This window comes from Demequina sp. NBRC 110054, assembly GCF_002090115.1.
GTDB lineage: Bacteria > Actinomycetota > Actinomycetes > Actinomycetales > Demequinaceae > Demequina.
On the sequence record NZ_BBRK01000004.1, the window covers coordinates 813789 to 828893 of the forward strand.

The window sequence follows — 15105 nt, forward strand, 5'->3', positions numbered from 1 at the left end:
GTGACCGCACCCGAGCAGGAGTCAGCGCCAGAGCCAGAGGCAGGCGGGACGGGCCAGCGCATGAGCGGCCGCCGGCTCGGGCGGTCGACGGCGATCATGGCTTCGGGCACGTTCGTCTCGCGAGCCACGGGCTGGCTCCGCAACTGGATGTTGCTGGCGGCGGTCGGTGCGACCACGGGCGCCGCGAACGCCTACGACGTCGCGAACAAGATCCCCAACTCGCTCTACGCGCTGCTCGCCGCTGGCGTCCTCAACGCTGCCCTGGTGCCCCAGATCATCAAGGCCTTCCAGCAGCCCGACGGCAAGCGGATCGTCGATCGCATCCTCACGGTCGGCACTGTGATCTCGATCGCCGCAGGCCTCGTGTTCACTCTCGCCGCGCCGCTGATGGTGCGGCTCCTCGCGTCGGGATGGAAGGAGGACCAGCTCGCGGTCGCCACGGGGCTCGCCTACTGGATCATCCCCCAAGTGACGTTCTACGGGATCTACACGCTGCTGGGGCAGGTGCTCAACGCCCGCGAGCAGTTCGGGCCCTTCATGTGGGCCCCCGTCCTCAACAACATCGTCTCGATCGCGGGTCTTGCGGCCTACCTGGGCATCTACGGACGCATCGCCGTCGACGAGAGGGCAATCGATGCGTCCGAGTGGACCCCCGAGCGGATCGCGCTCCTGGGCGGGACCGCGACTCTCGGCATTGCCGCGCAGGCGCTCATCCTGCTGATCCCGCTGATCCGCGGGGGCTACGGCCTGCGATGGCGTTGGTCCGGCGAGCCCGGCGAGATGGGCTCGCTCAAGCAGGTCGTGACCTGGGCGCTCGCCGCTGTCGCCGTGGAGCAGGTGGGCGGGTTGGCGGCGCTCCGCGTGGCGACGGCCGTCAACACCGACCAGGCGGAGGCGATCGCGGGAAACGCCGCCTACTTCCAGGCGATGACGATCTACATCGTCCCTCATTCGCTCGTCACGGTGTCGCTGCTGACCGCCCTGTTCACGTCGATGTCGCGCTTCCATACGTCCGGCAACACGCGGGGCCTCGTGGGCGAGATCTCCCGAGGCGCCCGCGTGATCGCCGTGTTCGGCGTGTGGGCATCCGCGACGATGATCGTGGCGGCAGGTCCGATCACTCGCGTGATGATGGCGCCGAGCCCCCCGGACGATGTTGCCGTCACCATCCCCGTCCTGCAGGCCCTCTCCCTGGGCCTCGTGCCGCTCGGCCTCATGGTCCTCGTGAAGCGCGTGCTGTTCGTCCTGGAGGACGCGCGGTCGATCTTCTACATCCAGATCCCGATGACGATCGTGTGGGTCGCTGTCGCCTACGGCGTGCAGGCGGTCGCTCCCGCCCGGTGGTGGACCGTCGGCGTCGCGCTCGGCCTGGTCGCCTCGAACGTCATCGCGGTCATCCTGCGCACCCTCACGCTGCGCAAGCGCTTCGGCTGGCTGGACGGCTCCCGCATCGTCCCCGTCTATGCGAAGTCCGTGCTCGCGATCATCCCTGCCGTGGGTGCGGGCGGCCTGATCGTGTGGTGGGCACCGGAGGCGGCCACGCTGACCGGGGTGGACGGCGTCCTGACCGCCGGCGCGCTCGGCGTCGCGATCGCGGTCACGATGTTCCTGGTATACGGGATCATTCTGAAGCTGTTGGGCGTTGAGGAACTGGGGCAGATGCTGTCACCGGTGACTCGCCGTCTCCGCCGCGTACGATAATCAGACATCAGGGCACGAGTGGCCCAGAAGTTCTTTTTGGGGGTCAACAAGGTGCAGTCTGGTGTGACGTTGGCGCACCGCTTCACGCTCGCGTCCGAGGAGGCCTTCGACCTCGACGGCGCCGCGCGCTGGCGGGCGAGGGACGACCGCCTGCGTCGGGACGTCAACGTGTACGTGCTCGCGAGCGAGCACGGCACCGAGGTCACCGCCGCGGTCGCGCGGACCTCCACGGTGCGCGACCCGCGGCTCGCACGGGTCATCGCGAGCGGCACGGATACCAGCACGGAGCCCGCGGTGCACTACGTCGTCGTTGATCGGCCACGCGGCACGGACCTCGGTGACGCTCTCAGCCGCCGCAGCCTTCCCCCTCGGCTCGCGGGGTCCATCGTGGGCTCGATCGCTCGGGCACTCGTGCCGCTGTCCGCGCGCGGCATCCACCACGGTGCGATCCGCAGCAGTGCGGTGACCGTCTCCGAGGCTGGCGTGCCGGTGCTCTCCGGCCTGGGCATCGACGGGCATCTCCGCGGCGACCTCGCCTCCTCGACCGACGCGAGGTCTCGAGACGCGATCGACCTGGTCCACCTGTACATCGAGTGCGTCACCGGTCTGCGGGCCCCGGATACCGCCGTGTCGGATCTTCCCGACGAGATTCCCGCAGGGGCGAGAGCGCTCTGCGTCTCGGTCCTCGAGCAGTCCTCGGAGGCCGGCCTCAGCGACGTCGTCGATGCCTTCCCGCCCGACCATGGTGCGCTGCGCGGATTCGCGGGCGCGGTCAGGAGCCTTCCGCTCCGCGCAGAGGTCGCGCAGGCGGAGATGCACGAGACTTTCGGCAGGCCCGCCGCGGACATCGTCTCGGCGGACGTGCTCTCCGAGGCGAGCCGGATCGTGGCCGTCTCCGCCGCCGCCTCGCACGCCGCCCCGGACCTGCGCTCGGACGTCGCGTCGGAGCGGCTCGAGGCCGTCGCCGCGGCCCTCCCCGTGGAGGAGCCCGAGGAGGAGCCGGTCGTGGAGGAGCCGGAGGTGGAGCCGCCTGCGCCGGCCCCCATCGCCGAGGTGCCGACCGACGAGCGCGACATGTTCGATGACCTGGCCGCGTTCGACGCGATGTCGGACGAGCAGAATTCCGGACCGTCCCGCTCCGTATGGGAGGCGATGGTCGAGCCGTTCCACCGCCGGTGGCCCCGCTCAGAGGTGTTCGCGCGCGTCTACGAGTCGGCGCACGCCCGTGCGGGCCGTCCGGGGCCCATCCGGACGCGCCTGCTGCTCCTGCTCGTCGGTGCTGCCGCCGTCGTGGCCGCGTGGATGTTCGCTCTCGACCTGCTCGAGCAACCCTTCACGACGGACATGGACCGGCACAACCCGCCGCCTAACTCCTACCCCGCCTACACCTACGGCCCGACCGCCTCGGCCGACGACGGCTGAGCCCTCTGCCCGCTGAGGGAACATGCGGCGACTACGATCTGTTCTGGAAATTGGAACAGGTCTCTCCCCGAACGCAATGCGAGGACTCCCATGAGTGACATCCGCAACCTGATCATCGTCGGCTCCGGCCCCGCCGGGTACACCGCCGCCATCTACGCCGCGCGCGCGGGCTTCCAGCCCCTCGTGATCGCCGGCTCCATCACCGCCGGCGGCGCGCTGATGAACACGACGGAGGTCGAGAACTTCCCCGGCTTCGTCGAGGGCGTGCAGGGCCCGGAGCTCATGGAGACGCTCCAGGCCCAGGCAGAGCGCTTCGGCGCCGAGGTGATCTTCGACGACGCGACCGAGCTCTCGCTCGAGGGTCCCGTCAAGACCGTGACGACCGGCATGGGCACCACATACGAGTCCAAGGCGATCATCCTCGCGACCGGCTCCGCCTACCGCGAGCTGGGCCTCGACGACGAGAAGCGCCTGTCGGGCAAGGGTGTGTCGTGGTGCGCGACGTGCGATGGCTTCTTCTTCCGCGACCAGGACGTCGTCGTGGTCGGCGGCGGCGACTCCGCCGTCGAGGAGGCGACGTTCCTCACGCGCTTCGCCCGCAAGGTGTACCTGGTTCACCGCCGTGACGAGCTGCGTGCGTCCAAGATCATGGCAGACCGCGCCAAGAACGACCCGAAGATCGAGTTCGTGTGGGACTCGCAGGTCGTGGGCCTCGACGGCGGCGACAAGCTCGCCGGCGTGCGAGTGCAGAACGTGAAGACCGGCGAGGAGTCCACCTTGGATGCCACCGGCCTCTTCGTGGCGATCGGACATGTCCCGCGCTCGGAGCTCGTCAAGGGCGTCGTCGACACGGACGACGCGGGATACGTCCTGGTAGAGGGCCGCACGACGGCGACGAACGTCGACGGCGTGTTCGCGTGTGGCGACCTGGTCGACAGCCGCTACCGCCAGGCGATCACCGCCGCCGGCATGGGCTGCTCGGCCGCGCTCGACGCCCAGCACTGGCTCGATGCGCACGGCGACGATGCGGCGGTCGCCGACGCTCCTGTGGCCGACGAGGACGAGGCGCCGGTGCACGACGCCCCGGTGGCTGCGACGGTGGACTCGTTCCAGGCTGAGGTCCTCGAGTCGAAGATCCCCGTCGTCGTGGACTTCTGGGCGACGTGGTGCGGTCCGTGCCGCGCGGTCGCTCCGATCCTCGACGAGCTCGCGCAGGACTACGCGGGCCGCATCAAGGTCGTGAAGGTCGACACCGACGCGAACGGCTCTCTTGCAGCGAGCTACGGCATCACCTCGATCCCGACGATGATGTTCTTCTCCGGCGGTCAGGCGGTGAAGTCCGTCATCGGCGCCAAGCCCAAGCCTGCGCTGATCGAGCTGTTCGACGAGGTGCTCGAGGAGACGTCCGCGAACGCCTGACAGGCACCTCTACGCTTCCGAAGGCCCGGCTCTCCCGCAGGAGGGTCGGGCCTTCGTCGTTCGTCCGGGGGCGTGAGTGCACCGACGCTCGTCCGAACATGCGAGACTGGCGCGCATGAGCACCTCGGAGAATGGCGGCACGCGGCTCGACCCCTGGTATGGGTCGTACGCCGCACGCGCCCACGAGATGCGAGCCTCGGAGATCCGCGCGCTGTTCGCGGTCGCGAGCCGGCCCGAGGTGGTCTCCCTCGCGGGTGGGATGCCCTACATCGGCGGCCTGCCTCTCGAGGAGCTCGGCGAGATGATGAAGCGGCTCATCGTGGAGCAGGGCGAGATCGCGCTCCAGTACGGCTCGGGCCAGGGTGACGAGGGCCTCAGGGAGCGCATCCTCGACGTCATGGCCCTCGAGGGGATCTCGGCCCACGCGGACGATGTCGTGGTCACCACGGGCTCGCAGCAGGCGCTGGACCTGGTCACCAACATCTTCATCGATCCGGGCGACGTCATCGTCGCCGAGGCCCCGTCGTACGTGGGTGCGCTGGGCGTGTTCCGCGCGCGCGAGGCGGACGTCGTCCACGTGCCGATGGATGCGGACGGATTGATCCCCGAGCTGCTGGATGAGACGCTCACGCGGCTCAAGGCCGAGGGCCGTCGCGTGAAGTTCCTCTACACGGTGCCGAACTATCACAACCCCGCGGGCGTCACCCTGTCGCTCGAGCGTCGCCCCCGCGTGCTCGAGATCTGCCAGCGCCACGGGGTCCTGATCCTTGAGGACAACCCCTACGGCCTGCTCGGCTTCGATCGGGATCCGTATCCCGCGCTGCGGTCGATGGACCCCGATGGTGTCATCTACCTGGGGTCTTTCTCGAAGACCTTTGCCCCCGGGTTCCGCGTGGGCTGGGCCGTGGCTCCGCACGCGGTGCGCGAGAAGCTCGTGCTCGCGTCGGAGGCAGCGATCCTCTCCCCCTCGAACGCGAGCCAGCTCGCGATCCGCAGCTACCTGGACCACCAGGACTGGCAGGGGCAGATCAAGAGCTTCCGCGAGCAGTACCGGGAGCGCCGCGACGCCACGATCTCCGCGCTCCAGGAGCACATCCCGGAGGCCTCGTGGAACGTGCCCGACGGCGGCTTCTACGTCTGGGTCAAGCTTCCCGAGGGCCTCGACGCCAAGTCGATGCTCCCCCGCGCCATCACCGCACGCGTCGCCTACGTCGCCGGCTCCGCGTTCTTCATCGACGGCTCGGGCACCGAGCACCTCAGGCTCTCCTACTGCTACCCGACTCCTGATCGCATCCGTGAGGGCGTGCGCAGGCTCGCGACCGTCGTGGACGCGGAGCTTGAGACGGTGCGGATCTTCGGCACCTCAGGGTCCGGGCTCTCCGAGTCCGTGGACTTCCCTTCCCCCGACCTGAACTGATCCCCTACCCACCCGTGACGCCCTGGCTCGTCAGAGAGGACCCACCCCATGCACGCGATGATCCTTGCCGGCGGACTGAGTCACGAGCGGGATGTGTCGATCCGCTCGGGGCGGCGCGTCCAGGAGGAGCTCCGCGACGCTGGTGTCGAGGTGACCCTGCACGACGTCGACGCGGATCTGATCCCCGCACTGTCGGAAGGCTCTATCGACGTCGTGTGGCCGCTCCTGCACGGCTCGTCCGGTGAGGACGGCTCGCTCCAGGCCCTGCTCGAGGTCCTCGGCGTCCCCTACGTCGGCACGACGTCGCCCGCGGCCCGCGTCGCCTGGAACAAGTCGGTGGCGAAGGCGGTGCTCGGCCGGCACGGGATCCACACACCCGAGGCCGTCACCATGCCTCAGTCTCTCTTCCGCGAGGTCGGCGCAGAGCAGATGCTGGACGCGATCGCGGGCAAGCTCGGCTTCCCGCTCGTCGTGAAGCCGGTGCGCGGAGGCTCCGCGCTCGGCCTTTCCATCGTGAATACCAGGGATGACCTTGCCAAAGCGATGGTCCACTGCTTCGCCTATGGGGACATGGCGCTCATCGAGCGTTTCATAGAGGGCATCGAGGTCGCCATGAGCGTCATCGGCACCGGCGACGAGGCGCGTGCGCTTCCCGCGGTCGAGGTCTCCCCCGCCGACGGCAGCTACGACTACGACGCTCGATACAACCCCGGCCGCATCGAGTACTTCGCGCCCGCGCGACTGAGCGACGAGCAGGCTCAGCTCGTGCAGCAGACCGCGGTCGACGTGCACCGCAGCATGGATCTCAGGGACCTGTCCCGCGTCGACGTGATCCTGGACCGCGAGGGAGTCCCGCAGGTGATCGACATCAACATCTCGCCGGGGATGACCGAGACGTCGCTCATGCCCCAGGCGATCGGAGCGGCGGGCGTGCCGCTCCAGGATCTCTACTACGCGATCATCGCCTCAGCCGCGGCGCGAGGAGTCTGAGCCAGCCGCAGCGAGACCAGGAAGGGCCCCCGCCGATGGCGGGGGCCCTTCCTGTATGTCGTGTCTGTCGTACCGGGGCTACTTGCCCATGACGCCAGGATCCTCCGGGTCGAGGATCGCGATGATGCGGTTGAGGTCGTCGACCGTCGCGAAGTCGATCGTCACCTTGCCGCGGCTGCGACCGAGCTGGACCTTCACGCGCGTGTCCAGGCGGTCTCCAAGCCTTGAGGCCAGGTTGTCGAGCGCCTCGGTACGCCCGCCGGCGCGGACCCCACCCCGCTTGGCGGGCGCAGGCGCCTCGAGGCCAAGCGTGACGATCTCCTCGGTCGCGCGGACGGAGAGCCCCTCCGCCACGATGCGCTGTGCGAGGTGCTCCATGGCGGCAGGGTCGTCCAACCCGAGAAGGGCCCGCGCGTGTCCGGCACTCAGGACGCCGGCGGCGACCCTGCGCTGCACGAGCGGGGGCAGTCGCAGCAGGCGCAGCGTGTTCGAGATCTGGGGCCTCGAGCGGCTGATCTTGGTCGCGAGCTGATCATGCGTGATGCCGAAGTCGTCGAGAAGCTGCTGATACGCGGCCGCCTCTTCGAGCGGATTCAGCTGGCTGCGGTGGAGGTTCTCGACGAGGGCATCGCGAAGCAGGTCCACGTCCTCGGTCGATCGGATGATCGCAGGGACCGCGTCGAGACCGGCCTCCTTCGAGGCGCGCAGGCGACGCTCACCCATGATGAGCTCGTAGCCCTCCCCCGCCGGGTTAGGTCGCACGACGATGGGCTGGAGGACGCCGAGCTCCTTGATCGAGCCGACGAGCTCGGCCATCGCATCCTCGTCGAAGACCGCTCGCGGCTGCCTGGGGTTCGGCACGACGCTCTGAGGATCGATGTGAGCGAAGCGGGCGCCCGGCACGGGTAGGAGTCCGTCGTCGTCGGCCGCGTCGTCCATCCTCGCAGCGACCTGCTCTGCCTGTACCTGCGGGATCGCTCCCGTGCCGAAGAAGACATCCGACGGCCGCTCGGCAGGAGGGGTCGAGGTCTCCTCGGTCGGGATCAGTGCGCCGAGACCTCGTCCCAGTCCTCGCTTGGGCTTGCTCACTGCTGTCCTCCGGTCTCGGCCACGGCCGCTCCAGTCGCGCCACGCATGGCGATCTCGCGCGCGATCGCGAGGTACGCGACCGCTCCAGACGAGGTGGGGTCATAGGTCATCACGGTCTGGCCGAAGCTCGGCGCCTCGGACACACGCACCGAACGCGGAACGGTCTGCTCGAGCGTCTGGTGCGGGAAGTGTCCACGCACCTCCGCCGCGACCTCTCTCGCCAGATTCGTGCGACCGTCGAACATCGTGAGCACGATGGTCGACACATGGATCGCCGGGTTCAGGTGCTTCTTGACCATCTCCACGGTTTTCATCAGCTGAGTGAGCCCCTCAAGCGCGTAGTACTCGCACTGGATGGGGATGAGGACCTCGCTCGCCACGACCATCGCATTCAGGGTCAGCAGCCCTAGGCTCGGGGGGCAGTCGACGATGACGTAGTCGAGCTCCTTCCCCGGTCCCGCGAGCAGCTCGTTGATCGCGTCATGGAGTCGGAACTCGCGTCGCACCATCGAGACCAGCTCGATGTCGGCACCCGCGAGATCGATGGTCGCGGGCACGCACCACAGCGTAGGGATGTCAGGGCACTGCTGGACCACCTTCGCAAGGGGGGTCTCCTCGAGCAGCACCTCGTAGATCGACGGGGTTCCCGAGCGGTGCTCGACGCCCACGGCGGTCGAGGCGTTCCCCTGCGGGTCGGCATCGATGACGAGCACGTTGGCACCTCGCGAGGCCAGGGCCGCCGCAAGGTTCACCGAGGTCGTGGTCTTGCCCACGCCGCCCTTCTGATTCGACACGGTGATGACGCGGGTGCGCGGCGGACGCGGGAACTCCGAGTCCTCCAGACGCCGGCGCAGCTGCTCGGTCTCCCACAGCTCACGCCCCACAGGACTATCGTCGCCGGGCGCGAACTCGTCTACGTCGCTCGTTTCACGTGAAACATCGCCACCCTCGCGGGGAGCCTCCGACTCCTGGCGAGAGAACCACGTGGGAAGCGTCGGCTCGCCGTCGGTCGTGCCGTCGTCGATGTTCTGCGTTCCGTCGTTCGAGTTCGTCTCTCGAGCGTCCGTCACGTGCACTCCCCTTACTCCGCGCCGCTACAGCGAGGCGACCTGACTACCTCACGGGCTGACGCGTTGCGCGCCGCCATCTACGTTCTCATCGGGGCCGGACACTCGCGCGATGTTTCACGTGAAACCTGGCGAGCTCACTACCCCGGAGAAGTCAGACTACCCGCGCGGCGTGAGGGTTTCATCCTTAGATATGGCCGACTTCTGTGGACAACCGGGCGGCCGAAGCGCGTTCCCCGCACAAAGAACTGTGGACAGTCGGTGTGGAGAACTTTCTTGACTCGAGTGAACGGCATGCGCCCACCGCACCGGCGACCCGTGGCATGCACGGACACGGGCACACTGCCGCACCTGTCGAGACAACGGGATGGCACGTGAAACGGTCACTCGTGCGGCGCACGAGACGACACGAGAAGGGGACTCCTGACGATCACCGGTCCCAACCAGTCCGGTCCCAACCAGCCCCGTGCAAAGCCAGCCCCTACCCAGCCCGGCCTCCGTCATCCGTACGACCGCCACCCGCTCGAGCGGCCGCGTTCGCGTCGACGCCGAGAACGTCGCATGCCCCGCGGATCCCAGACGCCGCGCACCCACGGTGGGCGTGGCGAGATCCTCAGCGACTCCCCTGCCGAGTGAGCCGCACGACGCGGGTCGGCTCGAGCCCGTCAAGGGTGCCGGCCTCGAGCACCTCTCCGGCCAAGCGATGCTTGCGCAGCGCGTACTTGGCGCGGTCGAGTTCGTCCTGGGCCGACCTTCCCTTCAGCAGCACCATCTGGCCCGTCGGGCTCAGGAGCGGCATGCACCACTTCACCAGCTTGTCGATGCTCGCCACGGCGCGCGCCGTGATGATGTCAGCCTCGACGCTCTCGACGACCTCCTCGGCCCGGCCGCGCACCACGGTGACGTTCTCGATGCCAGCGGCCCGCGACGCCTCGAGCAGCCACTGGACTCGCCGCTCCATCGGTTCCACGAGGACGATCCTGCGCTCGGGCTGCATCGCCGCGACGACCATGCCCGGCAGGCCCGCACCCGATCCGACATCCACGAGGACGCCCTCGCCCAGGAAGGGGACGACCGCCGCCGAGTTGAGGATGTGGCGTTCCCACACCCGCTCGAGCTCGCGCGGGCCGATCAGCCCGCGCAGCACTCCCTGGTCGGCGAGGAGCTCCGCGAATGCGCGCACCGTCGCATAACGGTCGCCGAAGAACTCCTCGACCGCCGGCGCACCCTCGAGGGGGTCATCCTGCAGTCCACGGGGAACGTCATCCGCGGCATGCTGCGGAGTCACGTCAGTCATCTGTCTCCCTTGGTTTCACGTGAAACACTAGCGCGCCGCCACGCTCCCCTGCGGGGCATGGCGGCGCGCGACGAGTGTCGGATCAGGAGGCGGGAAGCACCACCACGTAGCGGTTCGGGTCCTCACCCTCGGACTCCGACCCGAGACCGGCCTCGAGCACGACGTCGTGGACGACCTTGCGCTCGAAGGCGTTCATCGCCGGCAGCGAGACGCGCGCACCGGACTCGCGCACCTTGGCGACAGCCTCCCTTGCCTGCTCGGCGAGACGCTCACGACGACCCGCGCGGAAGTCCGCGATGTCGAGCATGAGCCGGCTGATCTCACCGGTGTCCGCCTGCACGGCGAGACGGGCGAGGTCCTGCAGCGCGTCGAGCACCTCGCCGTCCGGTCCGACCAGACGCTTGAGGTCCTGGCTCGGGCCCTCGGCGACGACAGCCACCTTGGCGCGGCCGGCCTCCACCGAGATGTCGATGTCGCCGTCCATGTCGAGGATGTCGAGCAGCTCCTCGAGGAAGTCCGCAGCGGCGTCGCCCTCGGCCTCAAGCCGAGAGGTGTCCTTGGAGTCAGTCATCATTCCTGCCGTTTCTGTGGGAACGCGCGAGGCGTCCGGATGGTCTTGTCAGCGCTTCTTGCGGTTCTTGCGCTTGGGCTGCTGGCGCTGCCCGCTAGGGCGCTCGATGGTCGTGTCACCTGCGTCGGTCACGTCCACACCGTCGCCGTCGACGGTGATGCCCTTGCGCTTGGCCTTCTCCGCCTGGCGCTCGAGCATGATGCGGTGCGCCTCCGAGCCAGGCGTCGGGTTCCTGCGGATCACGTAGAATTGCTGGCCCATGGTCCACAGGTTCGTCGTGGTCCAGTAGATGAGGACACCGACCGGGAAGTTGGGGCCCGACAGCACGAAGATGAACGGCAGCACGTACAGCAGGATCTTCTGCTGCTGCGCCATCGGACCCTCGAGGGCCGAGGCCGGCATGTTCTTCTGCGTGAGCTGGCGCTGGGTGAGGAACGTCGTCGCGACCATCGTGACGATGAGGACCGCGGAGAGGATCTTCGCCTCGAGGCTTGCTCCCTGCAGGAACGTCTCCGAGAGCTGCGCGCCGAAGAGGGTGGCGGAGGAGGCCTGGTCGATCAGCTCCTGGCTGAGCAGTCCGATCGTGTGGTCCAGGCCATCGGAAGCCTCGAGCCGACCGTTGAGGACACGGAAGAGCGCGAAGAAGACAGGCATCTGGATCAGGATCGGCAGGCACGAGGCGAAGGGGTTCGTCTTGTGCTTGGCGTACAGCTCCATGGTCTCGCGGCTCATCGCCTCACGAGACGCCTGGTCCTTCTTGCCCTTGTACTTGTCTTGCACCGCACGCAGCTCGGGAGCGATCACCTGCATGGCTCGTGACGCGTTGATCTGCTTGACGAACAGCGGAATGAGCGCGACGCGGATCGTGACCACGAGGCCCACGATCGACAGCGCCCACGTGATGCCCGCGGCGGGATCCATGCCGATGAACTCGAGGATCTGGTGCCAGATCACCATGATGTTGGCGACAAGCCACTCGAGTGGCCACAGGATCGTGTTCAGGAAGTCCATGAAGGGGTGCCTATTCGTTCAGTTCGACTGGCGTCGAGGGTACAGCCTCAGCGGGTGCCCCCGACGAGGAAAGATCTCGCTTGCGGAACAGGGGCTCACCGACAGCAGGCACGTCGTCCACTCCCCCGTAGCTCCAGGGGTTGCACCGGAGCACGCGCCAGGTCGCGAGGGCGGTGCCCTTGATCGCGCCGTGACGTCGGAGCGCCTCGAGTCCATAGTGGGAGCACGAGGGGTAGTACTTGCAGCGCGGCCCGAGCAGCGGGGACACGATCAGTTGGTAAAGCCGGACCAGGCCCATGAGGAGCACACGGGGGACGGCAGCGATACCGGTGCCGACCTGAGCCCACGTCACAGCGAAGCCTTTCGCACCGCGGCGGCGGTCGCGTCTCTCAGATCCCGGCGAAGGGTCTCGAAGGGAGCAGCCGCAGAGGCCGGCAGTGCGCGCACCACCAGGCGTGTACCAGGGGGAAGGGTGGGAAGCAGCTCGGCCGCGATCGCGCGCAGGCGCCGCTTCACTCGGTTCCGCACCACTGCGATCCCCACCGCCCTAGAAACGGCGAAACCGGCCATGCTCGAGGCATCGCCGGTCCGCTCCACATAGACCACCATGGTCTTGCGACCGCTCCGGGAGCCTCGGCGCATGGCGGACCGGAAGTCCGCCGATGCCCGGAGCCGGGAGTCGGCCTTCAGCACTTAGGCCGAGAGGTTGCCACGACCCTTGCGGCGACGCGACGCGAGGATCGATCGGCCCGCACGGGTGCGCATACGCAGGCGGAAGCCGTGCGTCTTGGCGCGCTTGCGGTTGTTCGGCTGGAAGGTCCGCTTGCTCACGGTCATGCTCCAAAGATTCAGGGGGACGAGGTCACATCAGCGCACCAACGTTACGCGCTCGCGCGTGCACGGTCAAATCACGCGGGTCTCTGAGCACACGACACCCGAAACGTATAGAGTCCATCATCGCAGGATGCTTGTCCGGCAGCGACACGCCGCTTCTCAAGTAACGACCATATGACGTAGTCTCAACGGCCTGTGCACAACTCTGTGGATGGCTGACGAAAAGGGGGTCGGGTGAGCGAGCAGACGAGCGCCGCGGACATCGAGGATGTGTGGCGCAAGGCGCTGGATCACCTGGTCCACCACCACGGCATCGGGACGCAGCAGCGTTCCTTCCTCCGACTCGTCAAGCCGCTCGCCGTCGTCGAGGACAACGTCTTCCTCGCCGTGGCCGAGGACTTCACCAAGACCTTCATCGAGTCGACGATGCGCGGCGACGTGACGAGCTCGCTGTCGCAGGTGCTCGGTCGCGAGGTCCGCATCGCCGTCACGGTCGATGCCTCGGTGACCCCGTCGGAGATCGACGTGCCGGAGCCGCAGGCCGACGTGGCTCCCGAGCCCCGTCCCGTGATGCCGTCCGCACCGACGCCCACGGTGGCCGAGACAGTGCCCGACCCGCACCTCAACCCTCGGTACACCTTCGACACGTTCGTCATCGGCTCGTCCAACCGATTCGCCCACGCCGCCGCCCTCGCCGTCGCCGAGTCGCCAGGCAAGACGTACAACCCGCTGTTCATCTACGGCGGTTCTGGGCTGGGAAAGACGCACCTCCTCCACGCGATCGGTCACTACACACGGCAGATCAAGCCCCAGACCCGCGTGCGGTACGTGAACTCCGAGGAGTTCACCAACGACTTCATCAACTCGATCCGCGACGACCGTTCGCTCACCTTCAAGCGCACGTACCGCGAGGTCGACGTGCTGCTCATCGACGACATCCAGTTCCTGCAGGGCAAGGAGCAGACGCTCGAGGAGTTCTTCCACACGTTCAACGCGCTGCACAACGCAGGCAAGCACGTCGTGATCACCTCCGATGTCAGCCCTCGCCACCTCGACGGGATCGAGGAGCGCATGAGGACCCGCTTCGAGTGGGGGCTCATGACGGACGTGCAGCCGCCGGACCTCGAGACCCGCATCGCGATCCTTCGCAAGAAGGCCCAGGCGGACGACGTCGCCGCGCCGGGTGACGTGCTCGAGTACATCGCCTCCAACATCACGAGCAACATCCGCGAGCTCGAGGGCGCGCTCATCCGCGTCACCGCGTTCGCCGCGCTCAACAAGCAGAACGTGGATCTGTCGCTCGCGCAGGTGGTCCTCAAGGACCTCATCAGCGACAACGACTCCGAGATCACGGCCTCCTCGATCATCGGCACGACCGCCGACTACTTCGGCATCACGATGGACGAGCTCACGGGAACCTCACGCTCCCGGGTCTTCGTGACCGCGCGCCAGATCGCGATGTACCTGTGCCGCGAGCTCACCGACCTGTCCCTGCCGAAGATCGGCGAGCACTTCGGCGGCAAGGACCACACCACGGTCATGTACTCGGTCAAGAAGGTCGAGGACCAGATCGCGCAGCGCCGGCAGATGTACAACCAGGTCAACGAGATCCACGCGCGCGTCAAGCAGCAGACGCGCGACTGACCTCAGCTCATCGCCGCCTCACGCTGACGTTCTGTCAGCGCTCGATCCGCATACACGAGCCTCACCGCGTCCCGATCCGGGTTGCCCGCATCGCCTCCCCTGGCGACGAGCGTCAGCCCGACCGCGCGCGCGACCCCCACGGATGCGTGATTGTGCTCGAGCATCACGGCCACGCTCGGGAGCGTCGGACGCACCTCGCTTGCCCGGGCGATCGCGGCTGCTGCGGCCTCGACCGCGAAACCCTGTCCCTGCGCGCTCGGCGACAACCGATGTCCCAGGTTCCAGAGCGCATCGTCCCTGACCGAGCAGCCGACGTAGCCCAGCATCTCAGCGGAGCCGCGCCTGCGGACCACGCTCACTCCGAGGCCGTACGTGTCCCACCCCAGCAGCCATGCGCACACGAGCTGCTCGGTCTGAGCGCGATCCCCGTGACGTCCCGACGGCAGGTGGGTCCACCCCGACGGGTCGCACATCAGGGCGTGAACCTGGTCGACGTCGGTCCACGAGGGTCGCGACAGGGTCAGTCGCTCGGTTCGCACCACGTTCTCGTTCAGCACCTCGGCAAGCATGGCGACGAAGGTAGCGAAGGGCTCTGACATCACAGGATCCGCTCGCCCAGTAGCACACATCAGTCCGGTCTGCA

General features: G+C 67.9%; 15 protein-coding genes. 6 read left to right on the forward strand and 9 right to left on the reverse strand.

Features of this window, described 5'->3' with window-relative positions:
• The 5 genes from murJ to B7K23_RS03740 all read left to right on the forward strand — a co-directional run bounded on the left by murJ (window position 1) and on the right by B7K23_RS03740 (window position 6949).
• Complete coding sequence (murJ, locus tag B7K23_RS03720) at window positions 1-1701, forward strand: murein biosynthesis integral membrane protein MurJ (protein WP_159451300.1); 1701 nt, start codon at window positions 1-3, stop codon at window positions 1699-1701.
• 63 nt (window positions 1702-1764) lie between these two features.
• The gene (locus B7K23_RS03725; protein WP_084125058.1) at window positions 1765-3123 is read left to right on the forward strand and encodes a hypothetical protein; all 1359 of its coding nucleotides are present in this window, start codon (window positions 1765-1767) and stop codon (window positions 3121-3123) included.
• 90 nt (window positions 3124-3213) lie between these two features.
• Window positions 3214-4542 carry a thioredoxin-disulfide reductase gene (trxB, locus tag B7K23_RS03730; protein ID WP_084125059.1) on the forward strand — a complete coding sequence of 443 codons (1329 nt, stop codon included), beginning with the start codon at window positions 3214-3216 and terminating at the stop codon, window positions 4540-4542.
• 115 nt (window positions 4543-4657) lie between these two features.
• Entirely contained in the window at window positions 4658-5959 is a 1302-nt protein-coding gene (locus B7K23_RS03735) for a PLP-dependent aminotransferase family protein (protein ID WP_084125060.1), read from the forward strand.
• Between the two features lie 48 nt (window positions 5960-6007).
• Window positions 6008-6949: a D-alanine--D-alanine ligase gene (locus B7K23_RS03740; RefSeq protein WP_084125061.1), complete on the forward strand. Its 942-nt coding sequence runs from the start codon at window positions 6008-6010 to the stop codon at window positions 6947-6949.
• 78 nt (window positions 6950-7027) lie between these two features.
• Here the strand turns inward: B7K23_RS03740 and B7K23_RS03745 are convergent, their stop codons facing one another.
• The 8 genes from B7K23_RS03745 to rpmH all read right to left on the reverse strand — a co-directional run bounded on the left by B7K23_RS03745 (window position 7028) and on the right by rpmH (window position 12815).
• A complete protein-coding gene (locus B7K23_RS03745; RefSeq protein ID WP_084125062.1) occupies window positions 7028-8038 on the reverse strand; it encodes a ParB/RepB/Spo0J family partition protein in 1011 nt (336 codons plus the stop codon).
• Window positions 8035-9108, reverse strand: a complete 1074-nt coding sequence (locus B7K23_RS03750; RefSeq protein ID WP_304441554.1) for a ParA family protein — start codon at window positions 9106-9108, stop codon at window positions 8035-8037. Before B7K23_RS03750 ends, B7K23_RS03745 begins: the two co-directional genes overlap by 4 nt.
• Window positions 9109-9718: 610 nt before the next feature.
• On the reverse strand, window positions 9719-10402 hold the full coding sequence (gene rsmG, locus B7K23_RS03755; RefSeq protein ID WP_084125064.1) for a 16S rRNA (guanine(527)-N(7))-methyltransferase RsmG: 684 nt from the start codon (window positions 10400-10402) through the stop codon (window positions 9719-9721).
• Between the two features lie 82 nt (window positions 10403-10484).
• Window positions 10485-10976 (reverse strand): R3H domain-containing nucleic acid-binding protein, encoded by a 492-nt coding sequence (locus tag B7K23_RS03760; RefSeq protein WP_200809761.1) that lies wholly within the window; start codon window positions 10974-10976, stop codon window positions 10485-10487.
• 45 nt (window positions 10977-11021) lie between these two features.
• On the reverse strand, window positions 11022-11984 hold the full coding sequence (gene yidC / locus B7K23_RS03765; protein ID WP_084125066.1) for a membrane protein insertase YidC: 963 nt from the start codon (window positions 11982-11984) through the stop codon (window positions 11022-11024).
• Between the two features lie 10 nt (window positions 11985-11994).
• Window positions 11995-12336, reverse strand: coding sequence for a membrane protein insertion efficiency factor YidD (yidD, locus tag B7K23_RS03770; RefSeq protein ID WP_307175237.1), 342 nt, complete (start codon window positions 12334-12336; stop codon window positions 11995-11997).
• Complete coding sequence (gene rnpA, locus B7K23_RS03775) at window positions 12333-12677, reverse strand: ribonuclease P protein component (RefSeq protein WP_084125067.1); 345 nt, start codon at window positions 12675-12677, stop codon at window positions 12333-12335. The genes yidD and rnpA overlap by 4 nt, the downstream gene beginning before the upstream one ends.
• Entirely contained in the window at window positions 12678-12815 is a 138-nt protein-coding gene (gene rpmH, locus B7K23_RS03780; RefSeq protein WP_062314279.1) for a 50S ribosomal protein L34, read from the reverse strand.
• 237 nt (window positions 12816-13052) lie between these two features.
• On the opposite strand from rpmH, the gene dnaA reads away from it, so the two are divergent.
• Entirely contained in the window at window positions 13053-14462 is a 1410-nt protein-coding gene (gene dnaA, locus B7K23_RS03785) for a chromosomal replication initiator protein DnaA (RefSeq protein ID WP_375730872.1), read from the forward strand.
• A gap of 2 nt (window positions 14463-14464) precedes the next feature.
• On the opposite strand, the gene B7K23_RS03790 is transcribed toward dnaA, so the two are convergent.
• Window positions 14465-15061, reverse strand: a complete 597-nt coding sequence (locus tag B7K23_RS03790; RefSeq protein ID WP_234996409.1) for a GNAT family N-acetyltransferase — start codon at window positions 15059-15061, stop codon at window positions 14465-14467.
• Between the last annotated feature and the right edge of the window lie 44 nt (window positions 15062-15105).

What these genes read in the sequence shown, in the direction of transcription:
- B7K23_RS03760 (WP_200809761.1), bottom strand. Translation starts at nt 10,976, where the DNA reads ATGATGACTGACTCCAAGGACACCTCTCGGCTTGAGGCCGAGGGCGAC.
- B7K23_RS03735 (WP_084125060.1), top strand. Translation starts at nt 4,658, where the DNA reads ATGAGCACCTCGGAGAATGGCGGCACGCGGCTCGACCCCTGGTATGGG.
- B7K23_RS03740 (WP_084125061.1), top strand. Translation starts at nt 6,008, where the DNA reads ATGCACGCGATGATCCTTGCCGGCGGACTGAGTCACGAGCGGGATGTG.
- rsmG (WP_084125064.1), bottom strand. Translation starts at nt 10,402, where the DNA reads ATGACTGACGTGACTCCGCAGCATGCCGCGGATGACGTTCCCCGTGGA.
- trxB (WP_084125059.1), top strand. Translation starts at nt 3,214, where the DNA reads ATGAGTGACATCCGCAACCTGATCATCGTCGGCTCCGGCCCCGCCGGG.
- B7K23_RS03790 (WP_234996409.1), bottom strand. Translation starts at nt 15,061, where the DNA reads ATGTCAGAGCCCTTCGCTACCTTCGTCGCCATGCTTGCCGAGGTGCTG.
- yidC (WP_084125066.1), bottom strand. Translation starts at nt 11,984, where the DNA reads ATGGACTTCCTGAACACGATCCTGTGGCCACTCGAGTGGCTTGTCGCC.